This window comes from Streptomyces sp. NRRL S-337 (assembly GCF_000720175.1).
Classification (GTDB): Bacteria; Actinomycetota; Actinomycetes; order Streptomycetales; family Streptomycetaceae; genus Streptomyces; species Streptomyces siderophoricus.
In genome coordinates, this window is the sequence record NZ_JOIX01000009.1 from 57,692 (window position 1) to 75,028 (window position 17,337).

Annotated in this window: 17 protein-coding genes; 2 read left to right on the plus strand and 15 right to left on the minus strand. The window is 72.9% G+C overall.

The features are described from left to right. Window positions 1–78: 78 nt before the first annotated feature. Entirely contained in the window at window positions 79–1,059 is a 981-nt protein-coding gene (gene sbnA, locus IG62_RS0109595; protein ID WP_030799836.1) for a 2,3-diaminopropionate biosynthesis protein SbnA, read from the minus strand. A gap of 196 nt (window positions 1,060–1,255) precedes the next feature. On the opposite strand from sbnA, the gene IG62_RS0109600 reads away from it, so the two are divergent. After that, a complete protein-coding gene (locus IG62_RS0109600; protein ID WP_030799838.1) occupies window positions 1,256–1,903 on the plus strand; it encodes a response regulator transcription factor in 648 nt (215 codons plus the stop codon). A gap of 9 nt (window positions 1,904–1,912) precedes the next feature. On the opposite strand, the gene IG62_RS0109605 is transcribed toward IG62_RS0109600, so the two are convergent. Genes IG62_RS0109605 through IG62_RS0109635 form a run of 7 tightly spaced genes read right to left on the minus strand, consistent with a single transcriptional unit; the run spans window position 1,913 to window position 8,477 of the window. Beyond that, complete coding sequence (locus IG62_RS0109605) at window positions 1,913–3,061, minus strand: acyl-CoA dehydrogenase family protein (RefSeq protein ID WP_030799840.1); 1,149 nt, start codon at window positions 3,059–3,061, stop codon at window positions 1,913–1,915. Then, on the minus strand, window positions 3,058–3,684 hold the full coding sequence (locus IG62_RS0109610; RefSeq protein ID WP_051797805.1) for a hypothetical protein: 627 nt from the start codon (window positions 3,682–3,684) through the stop codon (window positions 3,058–3,060). The genes IG62_RS0109605 and IG62_RS0109610 overlap by 4 nt, the downstream gene beginning before the upstream one ends. Continuing rightward, window positions 3,681–4,520, minus strand: a complete 840-nt coding sequence (locus IG62_RS0109615) for a hypothetical protein (RefSeq protein WP_030799844.1) — start codon at window positions 4,518–4,520, stop codon at window positions 3,681–3,683. The genes IG62_RS0109610 and IG62_RS0109615 overlap by 4 nt, the downstream gene beginning before the upstream one ends. Beyond that, complete coding sequence (locus tag IG62_RS0109620; RefSeq protein ID WP_030799846.1) at window positions 4,517–4,804, minus strand: phosphopantetheine-binding protein; 288 nt, start codon at window positions 4,802–4,804, stop codon at window positions 4,517–4,519. The genes IG62_RS0109615 and IG62_RS0109620 overlap by 4 nt, the downstream gene beginning before the upstream one ends. 39 nt (window positions 4,805–4,843) lie before the next feature. Next, on the minus strand, window positions 4,844–6,154 hold the full coding sequence (locus tag IG62_RS0109625; RefSeq protein ID WP_051797807.1) for a type III PLP-dependent enzyme: 1,311 nt from the start codon (window positions 6,152–6,154) through the stop codon (window positions 4,844–4,846). After that, window positions 6,144–7,514, minus strand: a complete 1,371-nt coding sequence (locus IG62_RS0109630; RefSeq protein WP_030799850.1) for a hypothetical protein — start codon at window positions 7,512–7,514, stop codon at window positions 6,144–6,146. Before IG62_RS0109630 ends, IG62_RS0109625 begins: the two co-directional genes overlap by 11 nt. Before the next feature lie 33 nt (window positions 7,515–7,547). Beyond that, window positions 7,548–8,477 (minus strand): 3-oxoacyl-[acyl-carrier-protein] synthase III C-terminal domain-containing protein, encoded by a 930-nt coding sequence (locus tag IG62_RS0109635; RefSeq protein ID WP_030799851.1) that lies wholly within the window; start codon window positions 8,475–8,477, stop codon window positions 7,548–7,550. 836 nt (window positions 8,478–9,313) lie between these two features. Between IG62_RS0109635 and IG62_RS0109640 the strand changes: the two genes are divergently transcribed. Then, complete coding sequence (locus IG62_RS0109640) at window positions 9,314–10,141, plus strand: AfsR/SARP family transcriptional regulator (protein WP_199812436.1); 828 nt, start codon at window positions 9,314–9,316, stop codon at window positions 10,139–10,141. 58 nt (window positions 10,142–10,199) lie between these two features. Here IG62_RS0109640 and IG62_RS0109645 read toward each other — a convergent pair whose 3' ends face one another. The 7 genes from IG62_RS0109645 to IG62_RS0109675 form a co-directional block, all read right to left on the minus strand. Beyond that, window positions 10,200–10,937: a 4'-phosphopantetheinyl transferase family protein gene (locus IG62_RS0109645; RefSeq protein ID WP_158795010.1), complete on the minus strand. Its 738-nt coding sequence runs from the start codon at window positions 10,935–10,937 to the stop codon at window positions 10,200–10,202. Between the two features lie 8 nt (window positions 10,938–10,945). Beyond that, a complete protein-coding gene (locus IG62_RS0109650; protein ID WP_030799856.1) occupies window positions 10,946–11,899 on the minus strand; it encodes an ATP-binding cassette domain-containing protein in 954 nt (317 codons plus the stop codon). 13 nt (window positions 11,900–11,912) lie between these two features. After that, the gene (locus IG62_RS0109655) at window positions 11,913–12,119 is read right to left on the minus strand and encodes an MbtH family protein (RefSeq protein ID WP_030799858.1); all 207 of its coding nucleotides are present in this window, start codon (window positions 12,117–12,119) and stop codon (window positions 11,913–11,915) included. 49 nt (window positions 12,120–12,168) lie between these two features. Beyond that, window positions 12,169–13,590, minus strand: coding sequence for an MMPL family transporter (locus tag IG62_RS0109660; protein WP_030799859.1), 1,422 nt, complete (start codon window positions 13,588–13,590; stop codon window positions 12,169–12,171). A gap of 80 nt (window positions 13,591–13,670) precedes the next feature. Beyond that, window positions 13,671–14,981, minus strand: a complete 1,311-nt coding sequence (locus IG62_RS0109665) for a sensor histidine kinase (protein ID WP_078871902.1) — start codon at window positions 14,979–14,981, stop codon at window positions 13,671–13,673. A gap of 147 nt (window positions 14,982–15,128) precedes the next feature. Next, window positions 15,129–16,526 (minus strand): uracil-xanthine permease family protein, encoded by a 1,398-nt coding sequence (locus IG62_RS0109670; RefSeq protein WP_030799861.1) that lies wholly within the window; start codon window positions 16,524–16,526, stop codon window positions 15,129–15,131. A 221-nt stretch (window positions 16,527–16,747) separates the two neighbouring features. Beyond that, window positions 16,748–17,212, minus strand: a complete 465-nt coding sequence (locus tag IG62_RS0109675; RefSeq protein ID WP_030799863.1) for a phospholipase — start codon at window positions 17,210–17,212, stop codon at window positions 16,748–16,750. Window positions 17,213–17,337: the final 125 nt, after the last annotated feature.

Sequence of the window (17,337 nt, forward strand, 5' to 3'; positions counted from 1 at the left end):
GACGCGTCACGGTGGAAGGGCGGGGCCGCTGCTACGGGGGCGCCTCGGCGAGGATGGGGGCGAAGGACGGCGGGCGGCTCAGCCGACCCGGGCGGGCACGTCGTCGTCCAGGGTCCGCGGGCCGTACAGGTCTTCGACCCACTGCTCCTGGTACACGGTGTCCAGATAGCGCTCGCCGAGGTCGGGGGCGATGGCGACGGCCCGGCCGCCGGGCGGCAGCGGATGCCGCGCGAGCCAGGTGAGGGCGCCGCTGACGACGGTGCCGGTGGACCCGCCGAAGAGGAAGCCGCGGCGGGCCAGCCGGCGGCAGCTGCGGATGGTGTCGGGCTCGGCGACCATGACGACGTCGTCGACCAGCGATTCGTCGAGCAGCGGGGGCCGCACCCCGGTGCCCAGGCCGGGGATCATGCGGGTCCGGGCGGGGCCGCCGAAGGTGACCGACCCCTCCGCGTCGACCGCGACCACCCGGGCCGACGGCTTGTGGTCGCGCAGGTAGCGGGCGCAGCCCATCAGGGTGCCGGTGGTCCCGGCCCCGACGAAGAGCACCGACAGGTCGGGGAAGGCCTTGAGGATCTCCGGGCCGGTGGTGTCGTAGTGGGCCTGCCCGTTGTCCGGGTTGGCGTACTGGTTGAGCCAGAGGAAGTCCTCGTTGCCGGCGCAGAGTTCGCGGACGTGTGCGAGGCGCGCGCCGAGCAGCCCGTCCACCGGGTCCGGGGTGGTGATGACGTGCACCTCGCTGCCCAGCGCCTGCATGAGCTGACGGGCGCCGAGGGTGCAGCGCGAGTCGGTCACGCAGACGAAGCGGTAGCCCCGGGCGGCGGCCAGCAGGCTCAGTGCCACGCCGAGGTTCCCCGAGGAGCTCTCCACCAGGGTGGAGCCGGGACGCAGGCGTCCGCGGCGTTCGGCGGCGTCCACCATCGCGCGGGCGGCCTTGAGCTTGATGGAACCGGCGAAATTGAATCCCTCGCATTTCAGCATCAACGGTTCACCGACGAGGGGTTCCAGATCGACGAAGAGGTCGTCGGCATTGAATTCGTGGGGAGCGGTGATGATGTGAATGGGACACCTGCCGCCTTGATGGGTATGGGCTTCTTCAGATGCGTGCGCGATCCTGCCAAATCGCACTGACTACCGGTTGACGGGCCGCTGACCGGAATTTGCCAACTTGCCGCTCTTACAAGGCCGTTGCTAGGTTCTGGGCGGCCCGGCCCGATGTCGTGGTCCGGGTGGTGGCCGAATGGGGGGGAAGGCAGCCATGCGCATCGTGCTCGCCGAGGACCAGTTCTTGTTGCGCGAGGGTCTGATCCGGCTGCTGGAAGCGCACGGTTTCGAGGTCGTCTCGGTCGTCGGCAGCGGCCCGGAGCTGGTCCGGGCCCTGGACGTGGAACGCCCCGACCTGGTCCTGGCGGACATCCGGATGCCGCCGACCCACACCGACGAGGGGCTGCGCGCGGTGCTGGAGGCGCGCCGCCGCCACATCGGCCAGCCGTCACTGCTGCTGTCGCAGTACGTCGACCAGCTCTACGCCCGGGAGTTGCTCGCGGACGGCGAGGGCGGCGTGGGGTATCTGCTGAAGGACCGGGTCTTCGACGCCACGCAGTTCGTCTCGGCGCTGCGCCAGGTGGCCGGCGGAGGCACGGTGATGGACCCGGACGTGGTCACCGCGATGATGTCCGGCAGCGGGCGGGACGAGAAGGTCACGCGCCTCACCGACCGGGAACGCGACGTCCTGCACGGCATGGCCGAGGGCCGGTCCAATGCCGGGATCGCCGCCTTGCTCGTCATCACGGAGAAGGCGGTCACCAAACACATCGGCAACATCATGCAGAAACTGGATCTGCCGCAGTCGAAGGACGACAACCGCCGGGTGCTGGCCGTCCTGACCTATCTCAACCATTCCTGACCGCGGCGGTCAGCCGGTGGCCCGCCCGGACAGCAGCGCCGGGAAGAGGTTGAGGTGCTGGATGTTGCGGGTGCCCTCCATGAACTCGACGCCCCGGGCGTCCCGCGCCAGCTTGTCCAGCAGCGGGTGGCCGGCCCGGGCGGCGGGTGCCAGCAGTTCGCAGGCGGCCAGCGTCACCTCCTCGGCCAGTGCGCACGCCCGCGCCTTGGCGGCCGAGGCGAGGTGCCCATCGCCGGTGGCGTCCACCTCCGCGGCGGCCCGGAGCACCAGGGACCGGGTGGCCTCGATCCGGCGGCCCAGTTCCTCGATGCGGTCCCGGGCGGCGCCCCGGGCGGCGGGCCGCTGCTCGACGACGTACGCATGGGCCGCCCCGGCGATGCCGAGGGCCAGCGCCGCCACCCCGGGACGCAGCCGGTGGAAGACCTGGATGCAGGCCCACATGCCGCGGCGGACGGGCGACAGGTGCCGGCCGAGCACCCGCTCGGGCTCGACGCGGAGGTCGTCGAAGGTGACGGCGCCCAGTTGCGCGCCGCGCAGTCCGAGGGTGTCCAGCGGCTCGGCCCGCCAGCCGGCGCACCCGGTGTCCACCAGGACGGCCGTCACGCCGAGCGGCCCGCTGCCGGTGCGGGCGAAGACCACGGCGAGCTGGGCGCGGGCGGCGTTGCCCACATAGCGTTTACGGCCGGTCAGCACGAGCCGGCCGTCGGCACCGGGGCGCAGCGTGGTCTCCATCGCCGAGGCGTCGGAGCCGTGGCCGGGCTCGGTCAACGCGAAGCAGGTCCAGGTCGGTTCGCGCACCAGCCGGGTGTAGTACTCCGCGCGCTGCGCCGGGTCGGCCAGCTTGTCCACCAGCACGCCCGACATCGACGGGCCGGGCGCGGCGAGGGTCAGTCCCGCGTCTCCGCGCGCCAGTTCCTCCAGCACCACGACGTGTTCCACGGCGCCGGTGCCTTCGAAGACGTACGGGCCGATCCGCAGCGGCCGGCCGCCGTACTCGCGCGGTGTGCCGTAGGTGCGAAGGTGGCGGACCCCCGGCAGGTCCAGGTGGCGGTGGACGGCGTCCGGGTCCCGGTCGAGCTCCAGTGCGGCGGCCCGGAACTGGTCGCCCCACTCGCGGGCCCGGGCGCGCAGCGCGGCCAGCCGTGCGTCACCGTTCACCGTTCCTCCTCCGCGTGCAGGTAGACGTCGGCCAGCAGTTCCGACACCTCGGCGACGCCACCGGGGCTCTCGCGCAGGAAGCCGTGGGCGCCCAGCAGCCGCAGCCATGCCCGGTCGGTGCGGGTGACCTGGGAGTGCAGCTGCCGCAGCTGCGCCGGCGTCGCACCGGCCGGGCCGAGCGAGGCGGCGTGGGCCGTGAGTTCCAGCTCACCGGCGTACGCCTCCGCGGCCTGGGCCTTGACCAGTTGGTGCATGAGGATGGTGCCGTCCCCGCTGGCGCGTCGGCCCAGCCGGGCCAGGGTCGCGGTGCGGAGTCCGGCGGTGAGTCCGAACCGGATCCAGAGCAGGGCCGGCAGGTCGGCGGGGGCGGCCGGCGGGGCGTCCGGTGCGCGCCGGACCAGGACCACGGGCCCGCCGGGCAGCGGGTACCGGCGCAGCACCCGGCCGGCCACCGGGCCCGCGGGCTCCGGCAGGACGGCGTGGCCGGCGGCGCCGCCGTCCAGGGCGTGCGGGCCGTGCCGGGTCAGCAGGTCCCGCAGGGCGGCCGCCGGGCCCTCGTCCCGGGCCGCGGCGTACAGCTGCCGGTGGTCGGGCGGGGCGCTCACCCCGGCCGCGGCGCTCATGCGGCCACCGGGCCGACGCGGCAGACCGACAGGTCACCGAGGGACCGGTCGTACTCGGCGAGCAGCACCGGCGCGTCGTCCGGTGCCGGGCGCAGTGCCGCCAGCGCTCCGAACAACGCGGTGCACGGCCACCCCTCCGGTGTGTGCCGGAGCGAAACGTGCGGGATCCGCGGCCGCCAGCGCTCCCCCACCCCGGCGCCGACCAGGACCGTGGAGGCGCCGTCCGCGGCGAGTTCGGCCGCGAGGGCGTCGAGGGTGCGCGGCACCTCCGCGGCGGGGACGCCCGCCCGCTGGCGCACCCGGAGCGCGTCCGGGGCGCCGTCCGCCGCCGGCTCGACGACCAGCGCCACCGCGGCGTCGCCCGCCACCCGCCGGTCCGGTGGCGGTGAAGCGTCGTACGGCAGGTCCGACTGGTCGAAGGCGAACGCCAGCACCCGCCGGAGGCGGTGGCGCAGCACGCTGGAGCGGGCCAGCGCCAGCATGGTGAAGGGTGCCGAGACGCCGGTGTCGGTGACGCCGAAGAGCCGGGGCCGGCCGGGCAGGCGGGCGGCCAGCGTGGGCCCGGTGAGCGTCAGCGGGTGCAGGTCGGGCGTCGCGTAGGCCAGCAACAGCAGGTCGACGGGGTGGTCCTGGGCGCCGAGCGGGTCCAGCAGGGCGAGGGCCATCTCCTCGAAGGTGGACCCGGTGACCGTCGGCCGGCCGGCTTCCCGCAGGGCCACGCCGGCGCCGGCGGCGACCCGGGCGTGGTACCGGTCGTCGTCGGCGGCGCCGGGGCGGGCGGTCCCGGCCGGGAAGCGGCGGTGTGCCATCGCGGACACCGTCAGGGCGACCGTCACCGCTGCGCTCTCAGCTCGCCCACGAGGTGGTCGGCCAGCGAGCCGACGGTGGCGAAGTGGCCCATCTCCAGGTTCTCCGTGTCGAACTCGCAGTCCAGCAGCTCCTCCAGGGCGAGCAGCAGGTCGAGCACGCCGGTGGAGTCGAGGCCGAGTTCGTCGAAGAGCCGGGTGCCGGGCGCAAGGCCGGTCAGGTCACGCTGGAGGACGTCGCCGAGGGCTTCGGTGACGGCGGCGGTGACCCGGTCCTGCTCGGTCGTGGGCTGCTGGATGGTCGCTTCGGTCATGTCCGTGTCCTTCGGTAGGAGCCGGCCCGGGTGCCGGGCCTAGGCGGTGGGGAGCGAGTCGAGCGGGGGGCGCACGGCGGACGACGCCGGGTCGTACAGGTGCTGACGGGCCAGCAGGTCCCTGGGGGTGTCGGCGTCCCGGACCAGGTGCGCCCGCCCGCGGTGGACCAGCACCTCGGCGGGGTGGCCGTGGGAGAGGAAGAACACGGGTGAGGCGCTCGGGCCGTACGCGCCGGACCGCCGTACACCGAGGAGGTCACCGGTCCGCAGCGGCGGCAGCGGCACCTTCTTGCCGATGGTGTCGTTGGGCGTGCACAGCGGGCCGGTGATGTTCCACGGTTCGGTGGCGCCGGTGCCGGGCCGGTTGAGCAGTTCGATGGGGAAGTTCCGCTTGACGAACGACCCGATGCCCACGGCGGCCATGTGGTGGTTGGTGCCGCCGTCGGCGACCGCGAAGTTCTCCCCGGCCGAGGTCTTGGTGTAGCCGACCCGGACCACGTACGTCCCGCTCTCGGCCACCAGGTAGCGCCCGAGTTCCATGATCAGCCGGGTGTCGGGGCGGGCTGTGGCGAAGGCGTCCAGGACCGGATTGACGCCGGCCGCCAGCCGCGCCAGGTCCAGGTCGCGCTCGCCGTCGAAGTAGGCGACGCCGAGACCGCCGCCGACGTCGACCATCTCCAGGGGAAAGCCGTGGTGCGCCGCGATGCGTTCGGCGAGGTCGAGGATGCGCTCGGTGTTGAGCACGACGGCCTCCTCGCTGAGGATGCGGGTGCCCATGTACACCTGCACGCCCATCAGCCGCACGTGCGTCAGCTGCTTGCCCAGCGGTTCCGAGCCCAGCAGCTGTTCCTCGTCGATGCCGAACTGGCGGGGTTTGCCGCCCATGGTGAGCCCCGAGCCCTTCACGGTGAAGCTCGGGTTGACGCGCAGCGCGACCGGAGCGCTCAGCCCCAGCTCCCCGGCCAGCTCCTCGATCGCCGCCAGTTCCTGGAAGGACTCGCAGATGACCGCGTACACGCCTTCCCGCAGGCAGGCGGCGAGTTCCTCGCGGCTCTTGCCGGGGCCGAGGAAGATGATGTCGCCGGCAGCCACCCCGGCCGTCCGTGCGGTGAGCAGCTCGGTCAGCGAGGAGACCTCGGCCCGGGCCCCGTGCGCGTGCAGCAGGGCGCAGACGGAGACGTTCGGATTGGCCTTGAGCGAGTAGAAGATCTCCAGCCGGGGGTGGAGCAGCTCGTTCAGGGCGTCCATGCGACCGGTCAGGCGGTCGCCGTCGTAGAGGTACAGGGGGGTGCCGAACTGCTCGGCGAGGGTGGTGATCCCCAGGTTCTGCACGGTGAACTCAGCGGGCATCGGCGGGCTCCTCCGTAAGGGTGGCCAGGTGCTTCGAGACGGCCTCGTCCAGCGCGGGGAGCCGTTCGGGGGCGCCGACCAGCAGTCCGTACAGCCGCCCCTGGTAGGGCCCGGAGCCTGCGCCGGCGTTGACGGTGGCGAAGTTGTTGACGACCAGCCCCTCCTCCCCCGGCGCCCGCAGCAGCAGGCCGTCCAGCAGCCGGCGCACGGCGGCGAACGGCAGCTCCCGGCGCAGCCGGAGGGGGTAGTGGCGGGCGAGGGCCGACTGTCCCGGGGCGAGCACGCGTTCCTGGAGCCGGACCTGGTAGGTGGACATGTTGTTGCGGGCGTTGATCTCGATCACCGGGAAGACCCCGCCGTCGGTGTCCACGATCGCGTCGATGCCGGCCACGCCGAAGAACCCGTCGGACGCCAGCTGCTTGCCGAGCAGGTGGGCGGCGTGCCGGATCTCTCCGAGCTGATGTGGCGTCAGGTCGGGTGGGAAGCGGTGGCCCTTGTGCACCCCGCCCTCGGTGAGGGCCTCCTTGACGAAGTCGAGCCGCACGGTGCCGTCCCGGCCCACGGTGATCTGGTAGTTGAGGTCCCGGTCCTTGGCCACCCGCTCCTCGATCACGAAGGCGGCGCGGTCGGAGCCGGCGGCGCGGGCGCTCCGGGTGATCATGGTGTGCAGCCGGTCGAGCCGGCGCCGGCCGTCGACGACCGCGATGCCCTTGCCGGAGACGCCGAACGCCTCCTTGACCATCAACCGGGCGCCGCGCTCGCACAGTTCGGTGGCGTGCGGCAGCACGGCGTCGAGTTCGCCGAGTGTCTCGCAGGCCCAGCCGCGCGGCTGCCGCAGCCCGGCCGCGTCCGCGGCGCGCCGGCTGTAGACCTTGCTGTTGACCGCCTTGCACAGCGGTGCCGGCGGGGCGGCCAGCGGGATCCCGGCGCGGGCGGCGAGCTCCTCCTCCAGGGCGGAGACGCCGTGCGGGGCCAGCAGCGCGCCCCGGTCGGCCAGTTCCCCGAGGGTGGCGATCAGCACGTCGTCCGCCAGCGCGTCCCGGGTGACCATGTGGTCCGGCCGCTGGTCGGCCACCACGTGCACGGTGGGCAGGGCCAGGCCCAGCCCGCGCAGGTGGTCCAGGTAGTCCTCGTCGGGCCGGGACTTGAGGACGACGTGGTCGTCGGCGTCGCCCAGCAGCAGCGCGAACTCCTCCATGCGGTTGACCACGGCGCTGTTACCGGCCGACGAGAGCCGGGGCAGTCCGGTCTCGCCGCGGGCCCACTCCTCCTCGACCTCGAAGTTGCCCAGGAACACCAGGGACGCACCCGGGTCACCGGCCACCGCGGTCTTCAGCCGCCGGCTGAAGTTCTCCTCCACCGCATCTCCGTCCTCCCCGTACACCCGGGGCGCTCAGTGCTCCACGACCATCGCGGCGAAGCACGCCCCGAGCCCGACGGCCACCATCAGGTAGTGGTCACCGGGGCGGAGCCTGCCCAGCTCGCAGGCCGTGACGTAGTTGACGAACGGGTCGGCCCCGAAGCAGTGCCCGGTGCGCGGGACGTTGTCCAGGAGCACCCGTTCGGTGCGGGTGCCCAGGCGGTCCGCGAGCTTCGTCCACGCGACCCGGTTCACGTTGTGCGGCAGTACCAGGGCGATCTCGCCCATGGTCAGCCCGGCGGCGCCGACCGCCTCGTCGATGACCTCGGTGAGGACGTCGGCGTACATCGCGCGGAAGGACCGGGCCGCCTCCGGCGTCATCACCATCTTGGGATGACCGGTGGACACGGTCCGGGTGGCGAAGCCGCGGACCCGGTCCCGGGTCCCGGACGCCGCCACCAGTACGGCGGCGGTCGCCTCGCCGGTGGGGCCCACCCCGGGCACGAACTGGGTCTCCCGGGTCGGCGCCTTCTCCCCGGTCAGGATCAGCGCGAGCGCCTCGGGGTCGCCCTCCTCCTCCAGCAGCGTCCCCGCGACCTCCACCGCCAGCAGGCCGGAGGCGCAGGCGTGCTCGGTCAGCGCGAAGGTGCGGGCGTGCCGCAGCCCGGCCTCGCGCCGTATCTCCTGGAGCACGCTGTGCGGATACGGCGACGGCGCGCGCAGGGTCCTGGCGCGTATCAGGAAACGCACCCGCTCTTCCGCGCCCCGCAGCGACGGCAGTTTCTCCAGGGCGGAGAGGAGCAGCTCCTTCTCCGAGACCTCCTCGTCCCAGCAGATCCGGGAAAGTCCGAACCCCCGGATGTAGCGGCGCAGTTCCGCGTCCGTGAGTCCCAGGTCGTGCTGACGCTCCGCGAGGGAAACCGGTGACGGCCAGTGCGTGGATACCTCGGCTATTGAGGTCACAGCCCGCCGACTCCTTTCGAGCCCGACTGTCCCCGAATTGGGTGCGGGGAACGGGCCCCAAAGTAATCGCGCCGATTGACGAGGCACTGACTGGGCACTGACCGCGCCGATCAACGGTCGGTGGTATTCCCGGGTGAGCGTCCGGCATCCAGGCCGTCCCCTGACCCATTTCGAGCCATCCCGCGTCTTTTCTCTCCGCGCGACGAGGAAAGGCCGTGGTCAAGGAGAATCCATCCTTCCGCAACCTCGCCGCCGTGCGGGGCGCCGGCGCCCTCGCCCGGGCCCGTACGGGTCTGCCGCCCCGTGCCTTCCCCGGGCCCGGCCGGACCGGTCCGGCCCGGCACCCCCGGCGGCGCCCGCCCCCGGGATTTTCCGTAAGGGGAAGGCAAAAGCACCTCTCGCGCGATATCACTGACCAGTACGGCGTGTGTTAGCTTGGCGTGGCCGAAAAGCATGGACCCACGCTCAGCACGTAGTACGCGCACGGTGATGGTCAGCAGCTCAGGCCCAGGGGGGACCAGCTCATGCAGCAATACCAGCTCATGCAGCAATGCCGGACCGTTGTCCAGTGGGGAATCTCCCGGAGGCTCGCTCGTTCGCGAGCCTGACCTCATCGCCCCTCGCACGGAATTCTCCCGTCCGTTTTTCCGGGGGAAGTAGTGGTTCTTGGTCGCATGCCCACGCATGCGCCGTTCTGCACCCGCAACGACCAGGCGGGATCACGTGTTTGCGCCCGTCCGGCGACGCCGAAGTGAGTACAGGGGAAGACGCCGAATGCCGAGTACAGGGAGTAGGCGCCGAACGCTGACCACCGGGAGAAGAAGAATGGAAGACAGATGGCTTTGCACATCCTGAACGGGGACAACATGGACACGGGCGAGGTGTCGGTCGGGTTACTGGGCCCCTTACAAGTCGCCCATCGGGGGAAGTCCTACGGCGTCGGGCCGAACCGCGCCCGGGCCCTGCTCGCCGTGCTCGCCCTCTCCGCCCAAGAGGTCGTCTCCATCGACTTCCTCATCGACGAACTCCTCACCGACCGGCCCTGGAAGAACCCGAAGAACGCGCTGCAGGCCGGGGTCCACCGCCTGCGCGACGCTCTGGAACGGATCACCGGGACGCCGGGCACCCTGATGGTGCGCACCTCGGCCAACGGCTACCTGCTGGACGTCCCGCCCTCCCGGGTCGACGCCCACCGGTTCGACACCCTCGCCGCGCAGGGGGCGGCCCTGCTCCCGCACGCGCCCGACGAGGCCGTCACCGTGCTGGAGAAGGCGCTCGCCCTGTGGCGCGGAGACGCACTGCTCGACGTGCTGGGCGGCCTGCGCTGCCAGAACCAGATGAGCCGGCTGGCCAGCCAGCGGCTGAGCACCCTGGAGGACCTCTACGAGGCCAAGCTGGTCGGCGGCGGCTACCGCGTGGTGAACGGGCTGGAGCAACTCGCCCTGGAACACCCCGAACGCGAGCGCCTGACCGAGCTGCTGATGGTCGCGCTCTACCGGTCCGGGCGGCAGCAGGAGGCCCTCGCCACCTTCCAGCGGGTCCGCTCCTGGCTGCAGGACGAACTCGGCGTGGAACCGGGCCGGAAACTGCGAAGCCTGCAGCGGGCGATCCTCACCCAGGACGTGGCCATCGACGCGCGGCTGCCCCAGACGTCGGCGTCATGACGTTCCGTCAAAGTCCTTGCGCCACAAGGGATATGACCGGCGACTGACGCGGGCCTCGTCAGGGAGGCGGCCGGCGTCGCCCGACCGCCTCTCGGCCGTCGTCAAGAGGGTGCTCCAGGAACCACTCCTCGACCCGCGCCGAGCCGCCGCGCACCGCCAGCGCCCCGGCGTACCCGGGGCCCGGATCCAGATCGAACAGGGCGAACGGCCCGGCGGCGTACGGTCCCCGCCACTCCACGAGCGCCGCCGAACGGCCCGGGCCGGAGACGGTGATGTCGCGCTTGGGCACGACGATGCCCAGCCCGACCGCCTTCAGCAGGGCTTCCTTCCGCGTCCAGTACACCGCGTAGGCCACGTTCCGCCGGTGGTCGGGGATCGCCTGGAACGCGCGGTACTCGTCCTCGGCCAGCACCCGCGGGGCCAGCCGCCGCACGGACCGGCCGGGGACCCGCTCGACGTCCACCCCGGGCTCCGGGCCCTCGGTGACGGCGAGTACCACCCGGCCACCGGCATGGGCGAGCGAGAAGCGCACCCCGGCACCGGGCACGAACGGCTTGCCGTGCGGACCGCCGCAGTGCCGGCACCGCCGGTGCAACGCCACCCGCCGCGGCGGCGTCCCGGTGAGCCGGCCGATCACCGTCCTGATCAGTGCCCGTCCGGTCGTCAGGCGGGCCCGGTCCGCCGCCTGGTGCAGCCGTTCGCGGCGGGCCCGCTCGTCCGCGTCGAGCAGGGCCCGGGCAGCCGGATCGTCGACGGCCGGGGACCACCACACCCGGCACACGGGGGCTTCGGCCACGGCCCGGGTCACCCCGGCCCGTCGACGGCCTGCCGGCCGGTCAGGCCGAGGAACACGTCGTCCAGCGAGGGACGCCGCCGCGCGAAGTCGACCACCTCGATCCCGGCCTGGTGGAGCGCCGACGCGGCGGCGGCGATCCCGGCGAGCCCGTCGTCGAGCTGCCACCCGAGTACGCCGCGCTGTGCGTCCTCCGTCAGTTCGCCGGTCACCACGGTGCGCAGGGTCCGGCGTGCCGTGGCCAGGCCCGCCGCGTCGGCGAGGGTGATCTCCAGCCGCTCCTGTCCGACCTTGCGCTTGAGCGCGTCGGCGGTGCCCTCGGCCACCACCACGCCGTCCGCGATCACCGAGATGTGGTCGGCCAGTTGGTCGGCCTCCTCCAGGTACTGCGTGGTCAGCAGGACGGTGACGCCCTGCGCCACGAGTTCCCTGACCACGTCCCACAGCGCGATCCGGCTGGCCGGGTCCAGGCCGGTGCTGGGTTCGTCGAGGAAGATGACCTCGGGCGAGCCCACCAGGGTGCTGGCCAGGTCCAGGCGCCGGCGCATCCCGCCGGAGTAGGTGCCGAGCGGCCGCCCGGCCGCCGCGCTCAGGCCGAAGCGTTCCAGCAGTTCCCCGGCCCGGGCCCGGGCGTCCCGGCGGCCCATCCCGAGCAGCCGCCCGAGCAGCGTCAGGTTCTCCCAGCCGGTCAACTGCTCGTCGACCGCGGCGTACTGGCCCGACAGGCCGATCCGGCGCCGCACCTGCCGGGCCTCGCCCGCCACGTCGTACCCGGCGACCCGGACGGTCCCGGCGTCGTGCCGCACGAGGGTGCTGAGCACGCGCACGGTGGTGGTCTTCCCCGCGCCGTTGGGACCGAGGAGTCCCAGTACGCTGCCGGCCGGCACCCGCAGGTCCACGCCGCGCAGCACCTCGACGCCCTTGTAGCTCTTGCGCAGTCCCTCGACCTCGATGGCCGCCGTCACGTCCGGCACGTCGTCAGGCTCCCCGGGAACCGAGACGGGCGGGGTCCAGGTCCGTCCAGTGCTCCTCGACGTAACCGGCGGCCTCCTGCCGGGTCACCGAGGAGAGCACCGGCCGCCAGCCCGCCGGGACCTCGGCGAACGCCGGCCAGAAGCTGTGCTGGTTCTCGTCGTTGACCAGCACGTGGAAGGTTCCTTCTGCGTCGTCGAACGGGTTACTCATGGGCCGCCCCTCGTCCTCTCGCCTGCCGGCGTGGTCCTGCTCACTATGCTCAAGCGCGCTGACGCGGGACTGACGAACGGCTGAGCACGGCCGTCGGTCCGCTCACCGGGTACTCGGGCCGCGTCCGCCCGGAGAGCAGCCGGTCGGGGCGCGGCGCGGCACGGCGGCCCGTGATCCGGCCGAGGAGGCCCGCCGGACCGCTGCCCGACTGGCCGCAGTCCCCGTACGTCCCGCGCCAGGCGCACCAGGCGGGCAGGGCGACCACGCCGACGAGCAGCTCGACGGCGACGGCGGAGACCGCGGCCACCACGGCCGCCGACCGCATCCCGGCCATCGGCCCGGCAGCCGGGAGCCAGCCGGCCGCCACCAGTACGGCGGCCGCCGCGGCGAGGGGGAACCCGGCGCGGCAGCAGCCGTCCTGGGCGGCGGCGCCGGCCGGCATGCCCAGGCGCCGGTTCTCCCGGATCCGTCCGGCCGCCCGGACGTACCGGGGCAGAGCGAGCGCCGACAGCACCAGCCAGGCGGCCACCGGTGCCCACCGGCCCACCGGCGCCGGCCCGCCGAGCACCGCCCATGTCACGGAGACCACCAGGGCCTGGGAAAGGACGACCAGCGGACCGAGCACCCAGGACCGCAGGGCGAGCGCGGCGCCGGCCGCGGTGAGGACCAGCAGTACCGCTCCCCCGGCCGACCACGGCCACGGCGCACCGGAGGCCGTGTGGGTCAATGCCCCGGCGAGGAGGGCGAGTACCCCGGCGGTGAGGACGAGAGCCGCCGGCGCACGGTCCGTCACCCGGCCGAGCAGCGCACGGTGCAGCCGGGAAGCCCGGGAGGACTCCGCCCGGCGGGTCGCGCGGCGCGGGGCGGTGCGGCCCCACCGGTCGCCGAGCACGAGCGCGGCGGGCACCGCGACGGTCGCCGTCAGCGTCGCCACCACGGCCACCACCGCCGTCCCGAGCGCGACCCCGGGCAGTGCCGGGGCCCCGGTCACCGCGAGCCCGGCCGCGGTCAGCAGCAGCAGGCCGGCGCTGTGCACCACGGCCCGCCCGGAGGTGGCGGCCACGATGGTGAGCGCCGCGGCGGGACGGTATCCGCGGAGGCTCTCCTCCCGGTAGCGGCGTACGTGGGCGGGGAGCAGGTCCAGGCCCAGCACCAGGCCCACCATGGCCACCACCGCGGCGGCCGGGGCTCCGCCCGGTGTCACCAGAGCGCCGAGCGCCGCCAGCCCCCCGCCCCAGCCGAGCGTGGCCAGGTGCCGCAGGCGCGCCCCGCCGGCCGTGGCGAGGGCACCGGTGACCAGGGCCAGGAGCGCCACCGGGGGCCCGAACCGGCCGGCCACGCCGAGCGGCCGGACCAGGGCGCCGAAGAAGACCACGAGACCGACGACGACCAGCCAGCCGCGGACCGCCCGTTCCGGATCGCCGACGGCCCACCGCGCCGTACGGACGACCCCCCACCGAGGTAACGCCATGTGCGTGCCACCCTTCTCCCTCGGGCCGGCGGGGAGCACCCCCCGCGGTACGCAGGGGCTGCTCCCCGTGGCTCGATGTGTCACCTCGTCGCCGCTCGGTCGTCGGTCGGGTCGGCGAGGTCGCAGGGGATCTCGAAGGCCACCGTGGTGGGGCCGCCGTCGGGGCTGGTGATCGCGAGGGGCCCGTCGAAGACCGCCAGCCGGCGTTCGACCCCCTTCAGACCGTTGCCCTTCTTCAGGTCGGCCCCTCCCCCGCCGTTGTCGTGCACCGCGACGCGCAGCGCACCGTCGGCGTGCCGGATGTCGACATGTGCCTCACGGGCCCCCGCGTGCTTGGTGACGTTGGCGAGGAGTTCGGCGATGGAGAAGTACGCGGCGGACTCGACCGGCTCCGGCAGCCGCCCCGGCAGGGAACCGGCGACCTGGATCTTCAGCGGGATGCCGAGGGCGAGGGTGCGGACCGCGTCGACCAGACCGCGGTCGGCGAGCACCGGCGGGTGGACGCCGTTGACCAGGTCCCTGATCTCGTTGAGCGTCTTGGTGGAGTCCTGCTTGGCCGCCAGGAGCAGGGCGCGCGCCGCCTGCGGGTTCTCCTCCAGCAGGGACTCGGCCGCCGAGAGCGTCATGCCGAGGGCGACCAGCCGCACCTGCGCTCCGTCGTGCAGGTCCCGCTCGATGCGGCGGATCTCCCCGGCCTGCATGCGCATCGCGTCCGACCGTGAGTGCGTCAGGTGGTCGACGCGTGCCGATAACACGGTCCGGGAGGTCCCCAGTACGGCACGCACCCAGCGGCCGTGCAGCGGCAGCATCAGCCGGGGCAGGTACCGCAGCGAGACCACGATCTCCACGACGCCCAGGCCGGCCGCCCCGATCGCCGCGGGCAGGCTGCTCACCGGCAGGAAGAGGAACCAGGTGTTGTCCCAACTCTCCACCACCGGCTGCCAGATGAACGGCAGGATCAGCCCGAACAGCCCGTGCACCAGGGCCACCGCGGGCAGCAGCGCCAGCGCCGGTCCGATGCAGGGGTTGACCAGCAGCCAGAGCAGATCACGCCAGGTCGCCGGATCGCCGATCATCCGGTGCACCCGGCGCAGGCCCGGCAGCCGGGCCTGACCGGGCGGTTCGGGCGCGTACGGCTCGGGCACCCGCACCCCCGTCCACCCCAGCGCGAGCCTGCGCTGGAGCCGCGCGTCGGCGCGCACGGTGTCCAGCGCCCCGGGCAGCAGCGGGACCCCGACGCCGACGCAGGCCAGGCAGACCACGAGGGTCACCCAGACCAGGAGCAGGGCCTCGGCCAGCGCAAGCCCGCTCAGCACCACGCCTCGCCATAACAGGGCGGCGGACCCGCCCCACCCGGGCCTGAGGTCCACCTCGGCACCATGCTCGTTCATCGTCGCCTCGTTTCTGTCAGCGGTAGGTGGATCAAGCATCCCCTGAGGCACACCGCGGACGCAGGGGAGCTAACTCCCCTCTTTCGGGCCCTGTTTCGCTGCCGGACCTCCGTGCGACGCCGGACGGCCCGGTACGGCCCGGGACGGCTACGGCGCCTGTCCGTCGTTCCGGTCGGCGGATCCGTCGTAGCCGCTGGTCCCCGCGTCGAGGAGCGGCATGCGGCGCTGACCGGCGGCCCGGGAGAGCCAGCGCAGACAGTGGTAGCCGGTCAGCACGATGAGCGTCCCGAGGGCGATGCCGCTGAGTTCGAAGTGCTCGGTGAACTTCAGCGAGACGCCTCCGATGGCGATGATGATGCCGGCCGCCGCGGGGATGAGGTTCAGCGGCACGGTGAAGTCCACCCCGTTCCGGATCCAGATCTGGGCACCCAGCAGGCCGATCATGCCGTAGAGGATGACCGTGATGCCGCCCAGCACACCGCCGGGGATCGCGGCCACCACCGCACCGAACTTCGGGCACAGGCCGAACAGCACCGCGAAGGCCGCCGCGGCGGAGTAGGCGGCGGTGGAGTAGACCCGGGTGGCCGCCATCACCCCGATGTTCTCGGCGTACGTCGTGGTGGCGGGGCCGCCGACCGCGGTGGACAGGACGGTGGCCGTGCCGTCGGCGACGATGGCCATTCCCATCTTGTCCTCCAGGGGGTCGCCGGTCATTTCCCCGACCGCCTTGACGTGACCGGCGTTCTCCGCGACCAGCGCCACCAGGACGGGCAGCGCCACGAGAATTGCGGAGGCCGAGAAGTTCGGGGCGTGGAAAGTCGGGAGGCCGATCCAGTGGGCCTTCTCCACACCGGAGAAGTCGAGGCGCCAGTGGTCGGTCACCTTCCCCGCGCCATTGGCGGAATGAATCATTCCCGCGGTGCGGTCGAGAATCCAGGACAGGGCGTATCCGAAAACCAGGCCCAGGAAAATGGCAATACGCGACCAGAACCCGCGCAGGACGACGAGCGCGAGACCAGTGAACAACATGGTCGCCAGGGCCGTCCATTGATCCTGCGGCCAATAGACGGACGCCGTCACCGGGGCGAGGTTGAAACCGATGAGCATCACGACCGCGCCGGTCACCACGGGCGGGAGAACCGCGTGGATCACCCGGGCGCCGAGGATGTGGATGACGAGCCCGCAGCCCGCCAGAGCGGCACCCACGACGAGCATCGCACCCGTCAGCGTGCCGGCATTTCCGCCCTGGCCGGCGATGACGGCGGACACCCCGACGAAGGAGAGCGACGATCCCAGGTAGCTCGGAATGCGTCCGCGGGTCATCACCAGGAAAAGCACCGTGGCCACGCCCGAGGCCATCAGGGCGAGGCTGGGGTCAAGTCCCATGAGCACGGGTGCGACGAAACACGCGCCGATCATCGAGACGACGTGCTGGGCGCCGAGCGCGACGGTGCGGCCCCACGTCAGGCGCTCGCCGGGCCGGACCACCTCCCCCGGATTCAGGTGCCGCCCGTCCCCATGAAGCTTCCACCCGAAGCCGGCCATGATCACTCTCCACTTCCGCGACGCCCTGCACGTCACAGAGCCGAGGTGATTCATAGTCGAACGACTGCGTCAGGACAAACCGCGCCGACGACCCGGCCGCCGCGGCCGTGCGCCGGCACGCCGCCGGAGGGGGACCTCGTCGTACGACCAGGACCGGGGGGAAGGACACCCCCCGGGAGCTGCGCTCCGCCGTACCACGAGGTCCCCGGGCACCCCGGGCCTCAGTGGCCGTATTTCTTGACCGCCTGGTAGTACGTCCAGGCCAGGGCCTTGCAGGAGGCTTTGCGGGCACCCGAGTAGCCGCCGCAGACCCGCTTCAGGTCCTCGTACAGCGCCTTGTCCAGCCGGGCCTTGTTCGCCTTGAAGGTGCCCAGCTGCTTGTAGTTGCGATAGCCGAAGTCATGGCGCGCACAGCGGAGGTGGAAGGGAAAGCCGAGGGGGTTGTCCGGCGACTTGGAGCAGTAGTCGGTGTTCCAGTTGAAGCGGTACGCGGCCCATTTCGACCGGTGGTCCCGGGCGGCGGCCCACTGCGTGTAGCTGGCCGCGCCGGTCTGGGTCCAGTTCGACAGCACCCGCGGCTTGTCGGCGGGCACGGCCTGGGCGGCCGGGGCGGGAGCGGCTGCGGTCAGCAGCGCCGCTATGGCCAGGAGCGGGGCGATGAGTACGGGGGTACGTCTTCGGGACATGCGCCAACCTCCGGAATTCTGCACCACGTTCACGCGGCGCTTCCTGGAACGCGAAAGGATATGGGTTTCTCAAAGGCCGTTGCCGCTCTTGTGGCGCTCCGGAGAGCCACAAGAGGGCGCGCCGA